Consider the following 15,597-nt stretch of genomic DNA (forward strand, 5'->3'; position numbering starts at 1 on the left):
AAGCCGCCTGATGGAGATTCCGCGCCCGCCAACGAGCGGCCAAAGGACGGCGCCATGTCGCAGATGCTTCAGATCCATGACCAGCTCCGGGAGATGATCCTGTCGCTCGACCTGGGCCCCGGCGAGCGGCTGACCGAGCGCTGGCTGGAGAGCCGGTTCGAGGGATCGCGCACGCCGATCCGTGCCGCGCTGGTCCGGCTCGAAGGCGAAGAGCTGGTGCGCCGCGACGGCCGCAACTGGATCGTCGCACCGATCGACCTCGGTGAGCTGGAGGCGCTGGCCGAGTTCCGGATTCCGCTGGAGACGACGGCGGTGCGCCTCGCCTGCGCGCGGGCGAGCGCAGCCGATATCGCCGGCGTCGAGGAGATGCTGAATGCCTGCCAGTCCGGCGCGCCGCGCGAGGAATGGCATCGGGTCGGCACCGATTTCCATGTCGAGATCGCGCGGCTCTCCGGCAATCCCTTCATCGTCAAGGCGATCGCCGGCGCCATGACGAGGCTGTCGCGGGCGCGCTGGCTGGAAGTGTGGACCGAGCCCTCGCGTGAGCAGGCCTGGCGCGAGCACCGGCGCATCCTCGGCTTCATCAAGGCCAACGATCCGGAGGCCGCCGCGCGCGAGGCCGCCGACCACATCACCGATACCCGTGATCGCCTGCTGCGTTCGCTGAACGAGGATCGCCGCGGCCTGCGGGCGCGCGGCTTCGCCGTGATCGGGCTGCGCTGACATGAACATCGAAGTCGATCGCGAAGCCCTGCTCGACGCGGGCCCCTGGAAACGCAATTTGATCGTCTGCGTGTTCGGCTCCTTCACGACAATCGTGGGGATGACGCTGCTGCTGCCGTTCCTGCCGCTCTATGTCGAGCAGCTCGGCGTGACCGATCATGCCGCGATCGTGCAATGGTCGGGCTTCGCCTATGGCGCGACCTTCTTCAGCGCGGCGCTGACGGCGCCGCTGTGGGGACGGCTCGCCGATCGCTACGGCCGCAAGCTGATGCTGATCCGCGCCAGCCTCGGCATGGCGATCGCGATGTCGCTGATCGGCATGGCGCACAACGTCTATGAGCTGGTCGGCCTGCGGCTGCTGACCGGCCTGCTCGGCGGCTACGCGTCGGGTTCGACCGTGCTGGTCGCGGCGCAGACGCCGAAAGCGCGATCCGGCTGGGCGATCGGCGTGCTGTCGGCCGGCATCATGGCCGGCAGCCTGGTCGGTCCCTTGATCGGCGGCGTGCTGCCGGGGCTGATCGGCATCCGCGCGACATTCTTCCTGATCGGCGGCGTCATCTTCTTCACCTTCCTCGGCACGACGTTCCTGATCCGCGAGGAAGCACGCCCGAAGACCGCGAAAGGCGGCAAGGCGCGCGGCGGCTGGTCGCTGGTTCCGGACAAGCGCCCTGTCGTCGCGATGTGGGGAACGGGCCTGCTGCTGATGGTCGCCAACATGTCGATCGAGCCGATCATCACGGTCTATGTCGCGCAACTGGTCGAGGCACCGCAGGTGACGTTCGTCGCCGGCCTCGTGATGTCGGCGGCAGCCTTCGGCAGCCTCTTGTCGTCCTCGCATCTCGGCAAGCTGGCCGATCGGGTCGGCCACTGGCGGATCATCACCATCTGCCTTGCTGCCTCCGCGCTGCTGTTGATCCCGCAGGCCTTTGTGGTCAGCGGCTGGCAGTTGATCCTGCTGCGCTTCCTGATGGGGCTCGCGCTCGGCGGCCTCCTGCCCTGCATCGCGAGCGTGATCCGGCACAACGTGCCTGATGCGGTCACCGGCAGCATGCTCGGCTATTCGATCTCGGCGCAATATGCCGGCCAGGTGATCGGCCCGCTCGCCGGCGGCTTCATCGGCGGACATATCGGCATGGCCGCGGTGTTCCTCGGCACCAGCGTGCTGATGGCGCTCGGCGCGATCGGCAACTTCGTCGTCGAGAGGAAAGACTAGTTCCGGCGCCGGCGTACCCACGTCGACAACTCGATCGTTCCGTACCGCAACGACGAAAAAGCCCGTCGGGGTGTCGGAACGCGCGCCATTCGTTCGTCCTTTTGCCTGTGAAGCCAGCAAATGGAGATACCCAATGGCCGACCTGACGCTGACCACCTTCGATTGGGTTCCGGAGATGCCGCGGGGATTTGTGCGCGACCTCCGCGTGCGCTGGGCACTGGAAGAGGCGCGCTTGCCGTATCGCGTTGCGAGCGTGCCATTTCGCGATCGGAGCGCCGAGCACTTCGCGCACCAGCCGTTCGGCCAGGTGCCGTGGCTGACCGACGGCGACATCTCGATCTTCGAGAGCGGCGCGATCCTGCTGCATCTCGGCGAGCGCAGCGACGCGCTGCTGCCGACCGATCCGCACCAACGCAACGAGGCTTTGAAATGGCTGTTCGCAGCGCTCAACTCGGTCGAGATGGCGAGCCTGCCCTGGTCGCTCCTGGTATTCTCGGGCGAGAGCGGCGGCACGTCGGCATGGACACGCTTCGACGGCTTCCTGCAATCCCGGCTCAGGCACATGGAGCCGGTGCTCGCGGGCCGCAAATGGCTGGCCGGGCCGTTCTCCGTCGCCGACGTTCTCATGGCGGATGTGCTGCGCCTGGTCGACCGCTTCGACGGACTGGCGGAATATCCCGCGTGTCGCGACTACGTCGCGCGCGCCACGGCCCGGCCGGCTTTCGCAAAAGCGCATGCCGATCAGATGGCGCACTTTGCCGCCGCGGACAGAGCCGCAGCCTTCCCGACCTGATCGCGAACAGCGAAAACAAAAACGGCGCCCGAAGGCGCCGTTTTCTTATGTCGATCGCAGCTCGCTTCAGTGCGCCGTCAGGCCGCCGGACGCTTCATCGGAAGCATCGGGCTTGACGTCGACCTTGCTGGTCTCCTCTTCCCAGACGATCGGCGCGGGCACGCGGACCAGCGCCTTGGCGACGACCTCATCCAGCCGCGAGACCGGAATGATGTCCATGCCGCCCTTGATCGCATCGGAAATCTCCGTGAGATCCTTGGCGTTGTCCTCCGGGATCAGCACCGTCTTGATGCCGCCGCGGGCGGCGGCCAGGAGCTTCTCCTTCAGACCGCCGATCGGCAGCACGCGACCACGCAGCGTGATCTCGCCGGTCATCGCGACATCGTGGCGGACCGGAATGCCGGTCATGACCGAGATGATCGCGGTGGCCATCGCAACACCGGCAGACGGACCGTCCTTCGGCGTTGCGCCCTCCGGCACGTGAACGTGGATGTCGCGGCGGTCGAACATCGGCGGTTCGATGCCGTAGACGATCGCACGCGAGCGGACGTAGGACGCCGCCGCCGAGATCGACTCCTTCATCACATCGCGCAGATTGCCCGTGACGGTCATCTTGCCCTTGCCGGGCATCATGACGCCTTCAATGGTGAGCAACTCGCCGCCGACATCGGTCCAGGCCAGACCGGTGACGATACCGACCTGATCCTCGTCGTCGATCTCGCCGAAGCGATACTTCGGAACGCCGAGGAACTCTTCGATGTTCGCCTCGGTGACCTTCACCGACTTCTTCTTGGAGATCATCAGCTCCTTCACCGCCTTGCGGGCGAGTGTGGAGAGCTCACGCTCCAGGTTACGCACGCCCGCTTCGCGGGTGTAGCGGCGGATCATCAAGAGCAAGGCCGCGTCGTCGATCGACCATTCCTTGGAGTCCAGACCGTGCTTGGAGAGCGCGCTCGGGATCAGATGCTTGCGCGCGATCTCGACCTTCTCGTTCTCCGTGTAGCCGGCGATCCGGATGATCTCCATGCGGTCCATCAGCGGGCCGGGAATATTCAGCGTATTCGCGGTCGTGATGAACATCACGTTGGACAGGTCGTAGTCGACCTCCAGGTAGTGGTCGTTGAAGGTCGAGTTCTGCTCGGGGTCCAAGACCTCAAGCAGCGCCGACGACGGATCGCCGCGGAAATCGGCGCCCATCTTGTCGATCTCGTCCAGCAGGAACAGCGGGTTCGAGGTCTTCGCCTTGCGCATCGACTGGATGATCTTGCCGGGCATCGAGCCGATATAGGTGCGGCGGTGACCGCGGATCTCGGCCTCGTCACGCACGCCGCCGAGCGACACGCGCACGAATTCGCGCCCCGTGGCCTTCGCAATCGACTTGCCGAGCGAGGTCTTGCCGACGCCGGGAGGCCCGACCAGGCACAGGATCGGTCCGGTCAGCTTGTTGGCGCGCGACTGCACCGCGAGATACTCGACGATACGGTCCTTGACCTTCTCGAGTCCGTAGTGATCGGAGTCCAGCACCGCCTGCGCGGCCTCGAGGTCCTTCTTGACCTTGGACTTCTTGCCCCACGGGATCGACAGCAGCCAATCCAGGTAGTTGCGCACGACGGTCGCTTCCGCCGACATCGGCGACATCTGGCGCAGCTTCTTCAGCTCGTGCTGGGCCTTCTCGCGTGCTTCCTTGGACAGCTTGGTCTTGGAGATCTTCTCCTCCAGATCGGCCAACTCGTCACGACCTTCGTCGTCGCCGAGCTCCTTCTGGATCGCCTTCATCTGCTCGTTCAGGTAATACTCGCGCTGGGTCTTCTCCATCTGGCGCTTGACGCGCGAGCGGATGCGCTTCTCGACCTGCAACACCGAGATCTCGCTTTCCATCAGGCCCAGCACCTTCTCCAGGCGCTGCGTGACGGACAACGTCTCCAGGATCGCTTGCCGGTCGGCAATCTTGACCGCGAGATGCGAAGCAACGGTATCGCCGAGCTTGGCGAAATCGGTGATCGCCTGAACCACGCCGACGACTTCGGCGGAGATCTTCTTGTTCAGCTTCACATAGCTTTCGAAGTCGGACACGACCGACCGCGCCAGCGCCTCGGCTTCGACCGAGTTGGCGTCAGTGTCGGCGAGCGCGACCGCGGTCGCCTCGTAATATTCGCTGCGGTCGGAATACTTCTCGACGCGCGCGCGCTCGAGGCCCTCGACCAGCACCTTCACGGTGCCGTCGGGCAGTTTCAGGAGCTGCAGGACGCTGGCGAGCGTACCGGTCTCGTAAATTGAATCGGGTGCCGGATCGTCATCGGACGCGTTCTTCTGCGTCGCGAGCATGATCAGCGCGTCGTTCTTCATCACCTCTTCGAGCGCGCGGATCGATTTCTCGCGGCCGACGAACAGCGGCACGATCATGTGCGGGAAGACGACGATGTCGCGGAGCGGCAGCACCGGATAGGAGTGGCTTTCGCCGTGGACGATCGTTGGCCGGGGTTTTGAGGTCGTCATGGCCTAATCCTTTTGTTGTGCCCCCTTGCACGCAGTCCGCCTGCTTGCGCAACCGCCACAAGGTGCCTTGGTGATGCGGAATGAGAATGCCGTCGGCAGCCGCTTATTCCGCATCGTGAAGCGACGAATCTCAACGGATGAGATCCCTCACCGATAGCATTAGGTGGCTATCAGGCGGGGGGGTGTCAAGTCTCAGAAGTGTCGAGAAATATAGGCTAAACAAGCATTTGCTGCTACGCCGTAAGGGCGCCGGTGCTGCGCCACGGCGGCCGCCGGAGCGTCCGGCAGCCGTGCATTTTTGGCGGGTCGAGACGAGCGCCGTTTAGGCGCTCGCGCTGCTCTCGACGGCGCGGTCGGAACGATCCGCGTAGATGTAGAGTGGACGCGCCGTTCCCTCGACGACCTCGCGCGAGATAACGACTTCCTCGACGCCTTCCAGGCCCGGGAGATCGAACATGGTTTCGAGCAGGATGCTCTCCAGGATCGACCGCAGGCCGCGCGCGCCGGTCTTGCGCTCGATCGCCTTGCGGGCGACCGCGCCAAGCGCCTCGTCGGCGAAGGTCAGCTCGATGTTCTCCATCTCGAACAGCCGCTGGTACTGCTTCACCAGCGCGTTCTTCGGATCGGTCAGGATCTTCTTCAGCGAGGTCTCGTCGAGGTCCTCCAGCGTCGCAACGACGGGCAGACGGCCGACGAATTCCGGGATCAAGCCGTACTTCAGCAGATCTTCCGGCTCGACGTGACGGAAGATCTCGCCGGTGCGGCGGTCCTCCGGCGCGAGCACCTGCGCCGCGAAGCCGATCGAGGTCGAGCGGCCGCGCGCGGAGATGATCTTCTCGAGGCCCGAGAACGCACCGCCGCAGATGAACAGGATATTGGTGGTATCTACCTGCAGGAACTCCTGCTGCGGATGCTTGCGGCCGCCCTGCGGCGGGACCGAGGCCACAGTGCCTTCCATGATCTTCAGCAGCGCCTGCTGGACGCCCTCGCCCGACACATCGCGGGTGATCGAGGGGTTGTCCGACTTGCGGCTGATCTTGTCGATTTCGTCGATATAGACGATGCCGCGCTGCGCACGCTCGACGTTGTAGTCGGCGGCCTGCAGCAGCTTCAGGATGATGTTCTCGACGTCCTCGCCGACATAGCCGGCTTCGGTCAGCGTCGTCGCGTCAGCCATGGTGAAGGGCACGTCGAGGATGCGGGCCAGCGTCTGCGCGAGCAGCGTCTTGCCCGAACCGGTCGGACCGATCAGCAGGATGTTCGACTTCGCCAGTTCGACGTCGTTGTGCTTGGTCTGATGGTTGAGCCGCTTGTAGTGGTTGTGGACGGCGACCGACAGCACCTTCTTGGCATGGCTCTGGCCGATCACGTAGTCGTCCAGGACCTTGCAGATTTCCTTCGGCGTCGGGATGCCGTCGCGCGACTTCACCAGCGAGGACTTGTTCTCCTCGCGAATGATGTCCATGCACAGTTCGACACACTCGTCGCAAATGAAGACAGTCGGTCCGGCAATCAGCTTGCGAACTTCATGCTGGCTCTTGCCGCAGAACGAGCAATATAGCGTGTTCTTGGCGTCGCTCGTGCCGACCTTACTCATTCATTATCTCCGTCCGCCGTTCGATCTTGTTTGCCAGATCGACCCAATCCGGCACACAACCGGGCTGTTGGGTAGATAGAGCAAATTCCGTACCAAAAAAGACCCTACGCAATACTGACCGTGTGGATCACGGTTTATTCGAATCTCCGCGATCATAGCCGATGCATCACAGCCAACCATGCTGGCACCCGACTATCAAGAATTCGCTAATCGGATGGCCGGCTCAAGACCGTGACAATACCGTGATTTTCAACGATCGCACGTGGAATACGCGTCGAAATCCACGGAACGTTGCGGGATTACCACGTCGGTATATGAGCACGAAAGCGGAACTTTCCGCTGTGCGCATGCACCCGCCGGCGGGTCCAGCACCCTGCTTTTGCCGGTTATGTGAGGCGTCAATGTGGAGATCACACCGACGCCTCGAGATGCCTGCCCAGATCAGGCCGCCTTCGCGGCGGCCGGATCGTCCGGACGCTTGTCGATGACCTTGTCGACGAGGCCGAACGCCTTGGCGTCCTCGGCGGTGAGGAACTTGTCGCGCTCCAGCGCGTCCTCGATCGCCTTGTAGGTCTGACCGGTATGCTTCACGTAGATCTCGTTGAGGCGCTTCTTGAGATTCAGGATCTCCTGCGCGTGCAGCATGATGTCGGTGGCCTGGCCCTGGAAGCCGCCGGACGGCTGGTGCACCATGATGCGGGAATTCGGCAGCGTGAAGCGCATGTCCTTCTCGCCGGCGGCCAGCAGCAGCGAGCCCATCGAGGCCGCCTGCCCCGTGCACAGCGTCGATACCGGCGGACGGATGAACTGCATCGTGTCGTAGATCGCAAGGCCCGACGTCACCACGCCACCCGGCGAGTTGATGTACATCGAGATTTCCTTCTTCGGATTCTCGGCCTCGAGGAACAGCAGCTGCGCGACGATCAGCGTCGACATGCCGTCTTCCACCGGACCGGTGACGAAGATGATGCGCTCTTTCAGCAGGCGCGAGAAAATGTCGTAGGCGCGTTCGCCGCGATTAGTCTGCTCGACGACCATCGGCACGAGGTTCATGTAGGTTTCAACGGGATCGCGCATGAAAGAACCCAAGGGTTAGGGGTGATGCAGAACTTTGCTCAAGACTACTTGGCTCAAGACCACTGCCTCAAGGCTTAACCCAGATATGGGCCAATTTCCGGCCGACAAGGCCGTCAACTCGCCGCACTAGCCACCTGGGCAGGTCGCAGAAGTTCAAGCTGATTCGCGTCTTCGCGCCTAGCGACGGGACCCGTCGCGAGGCGCGCTTTCGCGGTTCATCATTAACGCGAGGTGCCGAAATTAAGCGGCAGTTTTCTCGGCGTCTTCATCCTTGAACAGCTCCTCCTTGGTGACCTTCTTCTCGGTCACGTTGGCGAGCTCCAGGACGAAGTCGACAACCTTGTCCTCGTAAATCGGGGCGCGGAGCTGGGCCAACGCCTGGGCGTTGCTGCGGTAGTAGTCCCAGACTTCCTTCTCGCGGCCGGGCATCTGGCGCGCGCGCTCGATCACGGCGCGCGACACCTCGTCGTCGGTCACGGTAATCTTGTTCTTCTCGCCGATCTCTGACAGCACGAGGCCGAGGCGGACGCGGCGGTCGGCGATCTTGTGGTACTCCTCCTTTGCCGCTTCCTCGGTGGTGTTCTCGTCGGCGAAGGTCTTGCCGGACGAGTCCATCTCGGCCTTGATCGAGTTCCACATCAGATTGAACTCTTCGGCGACAAGCGACGGCGGCGCCTCGAATTTGTGGCTCTCGTCGAGCCGGTCGAGCAGCGCGCGCTTGACCTTCTGGCGGGTGGCGCCGGCGAACTCGGCCGTCAGGCGCTCGCGGGCGGCCTCCTTCAGCTTGTCGAGCGACTCCAGGCCCAGCGTCTTGGCGAACTCGTCGTCGATCGTGGTCTCACCGGGCGCCTCGATCAGCGTCGCGGTGGTCTCGAACTCGGCCGGCTGGCCGGCGAGCTTCTCGTTCAGATAGTTCTTCGGGAACGAGACCTTCAGCGTGCGAGTCTCATTGGTGCCGATGCCGATCAGCTGCTCCTCGAAGCCCGGGATGAACTGGCCGGCGCCGATCACGACCTGGATGCCCTCGCCGGTGCCGCCCTCGAAGGCTTCACCGTTGATGGTGCCCTTGAAGCTGATGGTGACGCGGTCGCCCTTCTCCGCCGCGCCCTCGGCCTTGGCATTGTACGGGCGGCTGCCTTCGGCGATCCGCTTGATGGCGTCGTCGACATCGGCGTCGGAGACTTCGACGACCGGCTTCTCGACCGAGAACGACTTGAAATCGGCGAGCTGGATCGGCGGCACGACCTCGATCGCGACGGTGTAGGTCAGGTCGGTCTTGCCCGACAGCAATTCCTCGACCTGGTCCTTCTCGGTCGGCATCGTGATCTTCGGCTCGCCGGCGAGGCGGAAGCCGCGATCCTCGAAGATCTGCCGGTTGGTGTCGCTGATGGTCTGGTCGATGGTCTCGGCCATCACCGAGCGGCCGTAGATCTTCTTGAGATGCGCCACCGGCACCTTGCCGGGACGGAAGCCGTTGAGACGGACCTTGTCCTTGAGGTCGACCAGCTTGGCGTCCGCCTTGGCATCGAGATCGGATGCCGGGACGCTGATCTTGAATTCGTGCTTCAATCCCTCGTTGAGGGTCTCGGTGACCTGCATGGTATCAATCTTCTTCCGCTTTTGCCGCGGCCCGAGCGGCCGTGGCAGTGTTCAATCTGTTCGACGATGGGCCTTGCGGCCTAACGTCTGTGGGTTCGGCGAACCCTCACCCCATCGGGGCCAAAGGTTCTCCAAGAATTCGTCATGCAAACGCTGTAAGCGCTTGGTGCGGGCGGAGGGACTCGAACCCCCACAACTTTCGTCACTGGAACCTAAATCCAGCGCGTCTACCAGTTCCGCCACGCCCGCGCGAAAAGCATCCCAGTCCGGCCGCGATGCCGCGGGCGGCCGGGCTTATAACATGCGCCCACCGGTTCGCAGCAAAAAAATGGCCGCTGTTGAGCCCGCCCTGCGACCGATCGCGACTGGACAGGTACTCTTGAAAATGGTCCGCATCGGCCGGATGGCAAGTCCTCCCGCAAGTCCCGAATTTTCACTCACCCGGCGCAACCTGATCGCCGCCCTCGGCGCCGCGGCGCTTTGCCCCGCTCTGCCGGCCACCGGCGCGGCGCAGGGCCGGACCGCGGTCGCGCTCCAGGCCAAACCTGACCGCATCTCGCTTCGTCCGGACGGACCGGGTCCTGGCGGACCGGAGACATCGGTCTGGTCGCTCGGCAGCGGCGACCTCCGCTTCAAACGCGGCGAGGTCCTTGACGTGACCTTTGGCAATGACCTGCCGGTCGCGGCCGCGCTGGACTGCCGCGGGCTCGACGGCGTCGCGGCGGCGGAGCCACTGGCCTCCCGGGCGCTGCTTGCCGCCGGGGCCAAGGATAGCTTCCAGCTGCCGCTTCGGCATGCCGGCACCTTCCTGTGCGAGCCGCTGATCGGCGATGGCGGCACGGCGCCGGCACGGCCGCGGCCGCTTATCGTGAGCGGCACCTCGCCGGTCGCGGTCGACCACGACGAGGTCCTGCTGATCGAGGAGTGGCGCCTGCGGCCGGACGGAAGCGCAATCCCGGCCGGCAATGATCCAAAAGATTCGACGCAAATTCATACGATTAACGGGAAAACCTCATACGACATCTCCGCACCGGCCAATGCCCGCCTCAGACTCCGCTTTATCAACGGCAGCCAACGCAGCGTGTTGGCGATCAAGCTGGAGAACCTCGACGTCCGTGTGATGGCCATCGACGGCCAGCCGGCCGAACCGTTTTCGGCCCGCAACGGTGCGCTCGTCCTCGCTCCCGGCAGCCGCACCGATGTCTTCGTCGACGCCGCCGGACCGGCCGGAACCAGCTTTCCGATCCTGCTGCACGACGGCAAACAGGCTCGCCCGGTCGGCAAGCTGGCCGTCTCGAACGACCCGCCGGTCCGCTCGGCGCCGTTCCCGCCGGCACCGCCGCTGCCCGGCAACGACATGCCCGCTCAGCTCGATCTCAAGAGCGCCGCAAGGTTCGAGCTAACCCTCGGCACGCCGACCGAATGGTTCCGGCCGGCGGACTTCAAGCCATCAGCCGCTCCGGCCTTTCAGGCCAAAGCCGGCCGGCCGGTTGTGCTCGCGCTGACCAACCGCGGCCCGATCGCCAGCGTGTTTCATCTGCACGGCCATCACTTCCGTCTGCTCGACCGGCTCGACGACGGCTGGAAGCCGTTCTGGCTCGACACGCTCGCGATTGAGCCGGGCCAGACCCAGCGCATCGCCTTCCTTGCCGAATATCCCGGCCGCTATCTGGTCGAGCAGGTCGCGACCGACTGGGCCGCGCCGCGGCTGGTCCGATGGTACAGTGTCCAATAACAAAAAGAGGAAACGTCCATGAGCCAGACAGTTGCAGCGATCCGCGGAGTTCGTGCGCGAAGCGTCGTGGTGCCGCTCAAGCGCCCTGTGAAGAACGCCTTCGGCGTGATCGATTCCGGCCCGCTGGTTCTGATCGATGTCGAGACCGACCAAGGCGTTACCGGCCGCACCTATATCTTCGCCTACAGCAAGCTCACGCTTAGAGCACTTGCCTATCTGATCGAGGAGATCGGCCGCGAGCTCATCGGCAAGCCGGTCGCGCCGTTCGACCTGATGAAGGCGATGGACGCCAGGTTTCGGCTGCTCGGCTGGCAGGGCCTGGTCGGCATGGCGGTATCCGGTCTCGACATGGCGTATTGGGATGTACTCGGACAGCTTGCCGGCCGGCCGCTGGTCGAACTGCTCGGCGGCTCGGCGAAGCCGATCAAGGCCTATGACAGCTACGGCGTAGTCGATCCCGTCGCCGACGAGCGCGCGCTGCGCCGCTCGCTCGACCAGGGCTTCAAGGGCATCAAGATCAAGGGCGGCGACGGTGATGCCGCCAATGACGAGCGCGTCGTGAAGGGCGTGCGCGCCCTGCTCGGCCCCGACATTGCGTTGATGATCGACTTCAACCAGTCGCTCGATCCGGCGGAGGCGACCCGCCGCATCGCCCGCCTTGCGCCCTACGATTTGCACTGGATCGAGGAGCCGGTGCCGCAGGAGAGTCTGTCCGGCCACGCCAAGGTCCGCGAGACCTCGCCGACGCCGATCCAGGCCGGCGAGAACTGGTGGTTTCCGCGCGGCTTTGCCGAAGCGATCGCGGCCGGCGCGTCCGACTTCATCATGCCCGACGTGATGAAGGTCGGCGGCGTCACCGGCTGGATGCAGGTCGCGGGCCAAGCCGACGCCGCATCGATCCCGATGTCGAGCCATCTGTTCGCGGAAGTCAGCGCGCATCTGCTCGCGGTGACGCCGACCGCGCACTGGCTCGAGTTCCTCGACTTCGCCGGCGCGATCCTCACAAGGCCCGCCGAAATCGTCGACGGCGCCGTGACCGCTCGCGGTCCCGGGCTCGGCATCGAGTGGAACGAGTCGGCCGTCGCGAAGTATCTCGTCAGCTAGCGGCGATCCTGGCCGGTGAGCGCACGCTTCACCTTTGCGACGCATTCATGTAGGTCGATCCGAAATCGGAGCGCCCAATGTCGACCAATAGCAAGCTGACGCTCAAATTCCGCTGTCCGACGGAGCTTGACGGACTGATACCGGCCCCCATACCGGCGGCCCAGGGCGTTCCCGACTGGCTCAAGGCCATGCCGGCGACGGCCTTCTCCTCGATCAACCTGCACGACGAGGACACCATCAAGCGCTGCCCGCCGTTCGTGGATGCGATGACCTGCGGGTTCTTGCTGCCGCTGGTTTGCGATCTCAAGGTCGAGGACGGCGAAATCACCTGGGACCAGGACCTGCCGCCGGGAGGCACGCCGGAATTCCCACGCTCACCGATCGGCTTCCACGACCCGGGTCAGGTCACCGGCACTCCGCTGTTTGAAGAGGGCCGCTTCTTTCTCAAATTCCACAATTTGTGGACCGTCGAAGCCCCGGAAGGCTACGCGATCTACTTCACCCATCCCGTCAACCGCTTCGACCTGCCATTCACCACACTCAGCGGCCTGGTCAATTCCGACCTCTATGCCGACAATTGGGTGCACTTTCCGGCGTACTGGCACGACAGGAATTTCAGAGGCGTCCTCCCCAAGGGGACTCCGATCGCGCAATGTATTCCCGTCAAGCGAGACGACTGGACCGCGCAGGCAACGCCGTTCACCGCCGAAGACGCCAAGCGGGTCGGCGAACTCCGCACCGAGCTCAGACGGCAGCTGAACCTCTACCGGAGAAACTTCAGGGCGTAAGGCATGGCGGAATGCCGTCCGCCGCGCGCTCAATCTCACTCCCCGCCGAGGAACTTCGCAGCGGCGCTCTGGGAGAAGAAGAAGCGGCCATGAGATCCCGAGGCCATGACGAATGCCGCGCGTCCAAACAGCTGGGGCTGACCGCGCATCACCGAGCGCAGCGCTGCCTCGGCAGCATCGCGCTCCCCCTGCTCGAAAAGGCAGGTGGCGAGGTGGGCGCGGGTTGAGCGATCATCCGGGTATTGCGCGAGCACGCGGCGGAACGCATCCGCGGCTGCGGCGTAGTCGCCACGGAGGATCAGGACCCGCCCGAGCTGGTTGAGAATGTCGGGGCGTCCCGGCGCGGCATCACGTGCCGCCGTCAGGACGCTTGCAGCCCGCGCGATGTCATTGGTCTCCTGCAACAGGCGCCCGAGATTGAGCTTCAGGTCGACGCTCTCAGGGGCCAGCGCGAGACCGGCCTCGATCGTGCTGATCGCCTCGTCGTGTTGCCCGGCCTTGGCCAGCTGCCCGGCGAGTTCTTGAAAGGACGGAAAATATGGCGGGCGGCGTGCCGCCGTGCGCCGAAGCTGTGCGATGCCGTCGGTGACGCGGCCCGCGCCGCACAGCAACGCGCCGAGCAACGTCTCGACCTCTCCATCGTCGCCGCGACGGGCAACGCGCTCGAGCGCGGCGATCGCCTCGCCTCCCCGGTTCTGCCCCATCAGGGCATGCGCAAGAAGAAGCGCGGCGTGTCTGTCCGTGCGGTTCGATTTCAGGACGTTCGTCGCAATCTGCTCGGCCTGAGCAAACTGCTGCGCCCGCAACGCCAAGGCACCTTGTTGCAGCGCCTGAGCGAGGAAATTGTTCTGCCTGCCACTCACGAGCGAGATTCACGGTGCCGAGGGAATACCCTGCGCGTTTAGCCCGCATCTTTCGACGCGTCCACCAAAAGTATCGTAAGACGGACGAGACCCGGATGTCCGCATCCGTTGATCACGCGGACATCGCGCGCTTCGTCCCGCTACTCCCCGCCGGCGGCGATCCCACTAGGGCTTGGTTGCAGCTTGCCGCGCACCTCCGCGGATGAGGCTTCGCCGTCCATCGCCTCCGGCCGCAATGCCTCCAGCGGACGCTTGCGGGTCTCGATGCCGAGCACCGCGACCGCGATCGCCTGCACCACCAGGAGCCCGGCTACCACAGAGACGACGCCGGTGACACCGAACCTTGTGAACAGCTCGACCACGATGAACGGCGTCACGATCGACATCAGGCGACCGGCGGTGTTGCAGATGCCGGAGCCGCGCATCCTGAGCTCGGTCGGGAACAGTTCGGGGATGTAGAGCCCCCAGGCCAGCGCCAGCATCACCGCCACCGTGAAGACCAGGAGGAAGCCGATCACGACGAAGGCGACGGGGTTGATGAACATCGGATAGATCAGTCCGAGCCCGGCAGCCGCGAGCGACAGCACGATCAGCGACGGCTTGCGGTCGATCTTCTCGCCGATCCACATTCCCGACAGCGTGCCGAGCGGGCTGCCGAGCGTCATCAGCATGGTGTAGCCGAGCGATGACGACAGGTTGATGCCCTGCTTGACGAAGAAGGTCGGGATCCAGGCGATGAAGCCGTAGACCGCGGTGTTGAGCCCGATCAGGATCAGGCAGCCGACGATGGTCCGCGCGATCAGTGCGCGCGAGAACAGGCGCGTGAAGCGAACGTCCGGCTGCACCGGGGCCGGCTGATAGGCCGGGGTCGCCAGGGTCCGGCCCTTGCCGACCTCCTGCTCGATCGCCGTCAGCACGGCCTCCGCCTCGGCGCTCTTGCCCTGCGTCTCGAGCCAGCGCGGCGATTCCGGCAGCGAGCGCCGCAGGAACCAGACGATCATCGCGCCGACGCCGCACAGCGCGAACATCCAGCGCCAGCCGAGATGCGGAATGACGACCCAGCCGACCAGGGTCGCGACGAACAACGCACCATTGGTGCAGGTCGCGAGCGCCGCGCCCCAGCGGCCGCGCTGCTGCGGCGGGATGAATTCGCTGAGCACGACATAGCCGACGACGATCTCGGCGCCGAGCCCGAGGCCCATCACGAAGCGGGCCCCGATCAGCCAGTTCATCGACGGCGCGAGCGTTGCCGCCAGCGCGCTGAGGCCGAAGATCAGGAGATTGGCCTGGTAAGCGAACTTACGGCCAAAGCGGTCGCCGGCGACGCCCGCCAGCCAGGCGCCGATCAGCATCCCGACAAAGGTCGCCGAGATGAAGCGCGCATTCTGGGCGAGGTCCGAATAGCCGGACTGAACCAGTGCGCCGAGAATGCTGCCGGCGAGGAAGATCTCGAAGCCGTCGACGAACAGCCCGGCTCCGATCAGCGCGAATATCCGGTAGTGAAATCCGGCGATCGGCAATCTATCGAGCCGGCCCCCCGCGTTAACGCCCTTGGTCACTTCAGCCTCCCTGATTTTGATTTTGTTTTGATCGTTGTCTGCGCCGGCGT

The 15,597-nt window shown here is 64.6% G+C and carries 12 protein-coding genes and 1 tRNA gene; 6 read left to right on the forward strand and 7 right to left on the reverse strand.

Translation table 11 applies throughout. From position 1 onward, the window contains the following. The first annotated feature begins 54 nt into the window (after nt 1-54). The 3 genes from ACVW1B_RS14990 (at nt 55) to ACVW1B_RS15000 (ending at nt 2,729) form a co-directional block, all read left to right on the forward strand. Complete coding sequence (locus tag ACVW1B_RS14990) at nt 55-723, forward strand: GntR family transcriptional regulator (RefSeq protein WP_456821728.1); 669 nt, start codon at nt 55-57, stop codon at nt 721-723. Between the two features lies 1 nt (nt 724). Beyond that, nucleotides 725-1,936 carry an MFS transporter gene (locus ACVW1B_RS14995; RefSeq protein WP_253608447.1) on the forward strand — a complete coding sequence of 404 codons (1,212 nt, stop codon included), beginning with the start codon at nt 725-727 and terminating at the stop codon, nt 1,934-1,936. Nucleotides 1,937-2,069: 133 nt separating this feature from the next. Then, nucleotides 2,070-2,729 carry a glutathione S-transferase family protein gene (locus ACVW1B_RS15000; protein WP_253608446.1) on the forward strand — a complete coding sequence of 220 codons (660 nt, stop codon included), beginning with the start codon at nt 2,070-2,072 and terminating at the stop codon, nt 2,727-2,729. Nucleotides 2,730-2,795: 66 nt separating this feature from the next. Here the strand turns inward: ACVW1B_RS15000 and lon are convergent, their stop codons facing one another. The 5 genes from lon to ACVW1B_RS15025 all read right to left on the reverse strand — a co-directional run bounded on the left by lon (nt 2,796) and on the right by ACVW1B_RS15025 (nt 9,747). Continuing rightward, nucleotides 2,796-5,225 carry an endopeptidase La gene (gene lon / locus ACVW1B_RS15005; protein WP_028333951.1) on the reverse strand — a complete coding sequence of 810 codons (2,430 nt, stop codon included), beginning with the start codon at nt 5,223-5,225 and terminating at the stop codon, nt 2,796-2,798. Between the two features lie 322 nt (nt 5,226-5,547). Next, complete coding sequence (gene clpX, locus ACVW1B_RS15010) at nt 5,548-6,822, reverse strand: ATP-dependent Clp protease ATP-binding subunit ClpX (RefSeq protein WP_018271869.1); 1,275 nt, start codon at nt 6,820-6,822, stop codon at nt 5,548-5,550. 441 nt (nt 6,823-7,263) lie between these two features. Continuing rightward, entirely contained in the window at nt 7,264-7,899 is a 636-nt protein-coding gene (locus ACVW1B_RS15015; protein WP_016847729.1) for an ATP-dependent Clp protease proteolytic subunit, read from the reverse strand. A gap of 240 nt (nt 7,900-8,139) precedes the next feature. Further along, the gene (tig, locus tag ACVW1B_RS15020; protein WP_253608445.1) at nt 8,140-9,498 is read right to left on the reverse strand and encodes a trigger factor; all 1,359 of its coding nucleotides are present in this window, start codon (nt 9,496-9,498) and stop codon (nt 8,140-8,142) included. A 164-nt stretch (nt 9,499-9,662) separates the two neighbouring features. After that, nucleotides 9,663-9,747, reverse strand: a tRNA-Leu gene (locus tag ACVW1B_RS15025). Between the two features lie 136 nt (nt 9,748-9,883). Here ACVW1B_RS15025 and ACVW1B_RS15030 point away from each other — a divergent pair. The 3 genes from ACVW1B_RS15030 to ACVW1B_RS15040 all read left to right on the forward strand — a co-directional run bounded on the left by ACVW1B_RS15030 (nt 9,884) and on the right by ACVW1B_RS15040 (nt 13,125). Further along, entirely contained in the window at nt 9,884-11,233 is a 1,350-nt protein-coding gene (locus ACVW1B_RS15030; protein WP_456823032.1) for a multicopper oxidase family protein, read from the forward strand. 18 nt (nt 11,234-11,251) lie between these two features. After that, entirely contained in the window at nt 11,252-12,337 is a 1,086-nt protein-coding gene (locus ACVW1B_RS15035) for an enolase C-terminal domain-like protein (RefSeq protein WP_456821729.1), read from the forward strand. Between the two features lie 77 nt (nt 12,338-12,414). Further along, on the forward strand, nt 12,415-13,125 hold the full coding sequence (locus ACVW1B_RS15040) for a hypothetical protein (RefSeq protein WP_456821730.1): 711 nt from the start codon (nt 12,415-12,417) through the stop codon (nt 13,123-13,125). 35 nt (nt 13,126-13,160) lie between these two features. Here ACVW1B_RS15040 and ACVW1B_RS15045 read toward each other — a convergent pair whose 3' ends face one another. Then, nucleotides 13,161-13,988: a tetratricopeptide repeat protein gene (locus ACVW1B_RS15045; RefSeq protein WP_456780445.1), complete on the reverse strand. Its 828-nt coding sequence runs from the start codon at nt 13,986-13,988 to the stop codon at nt 13,161-13,163. A 140-nt stretch (nt 13,989-14,128) separates the two neighbouring features. Then, complete coding sequence (locus ACVW1B_RS15050; protein ID WP_456780444.1) at nt 14,129-15,547, reverse strand: MFS transporter; 1,419 nt, start codon at nt 15,545-15,547, stop codon at nt 14,129-14,131. Nucleotides 15,548-15,597: the final 50 nt, after the last annotated feature.

Source organism: Bradyrhizobium sp. USDA 4502, assembly GCF_054063355.1.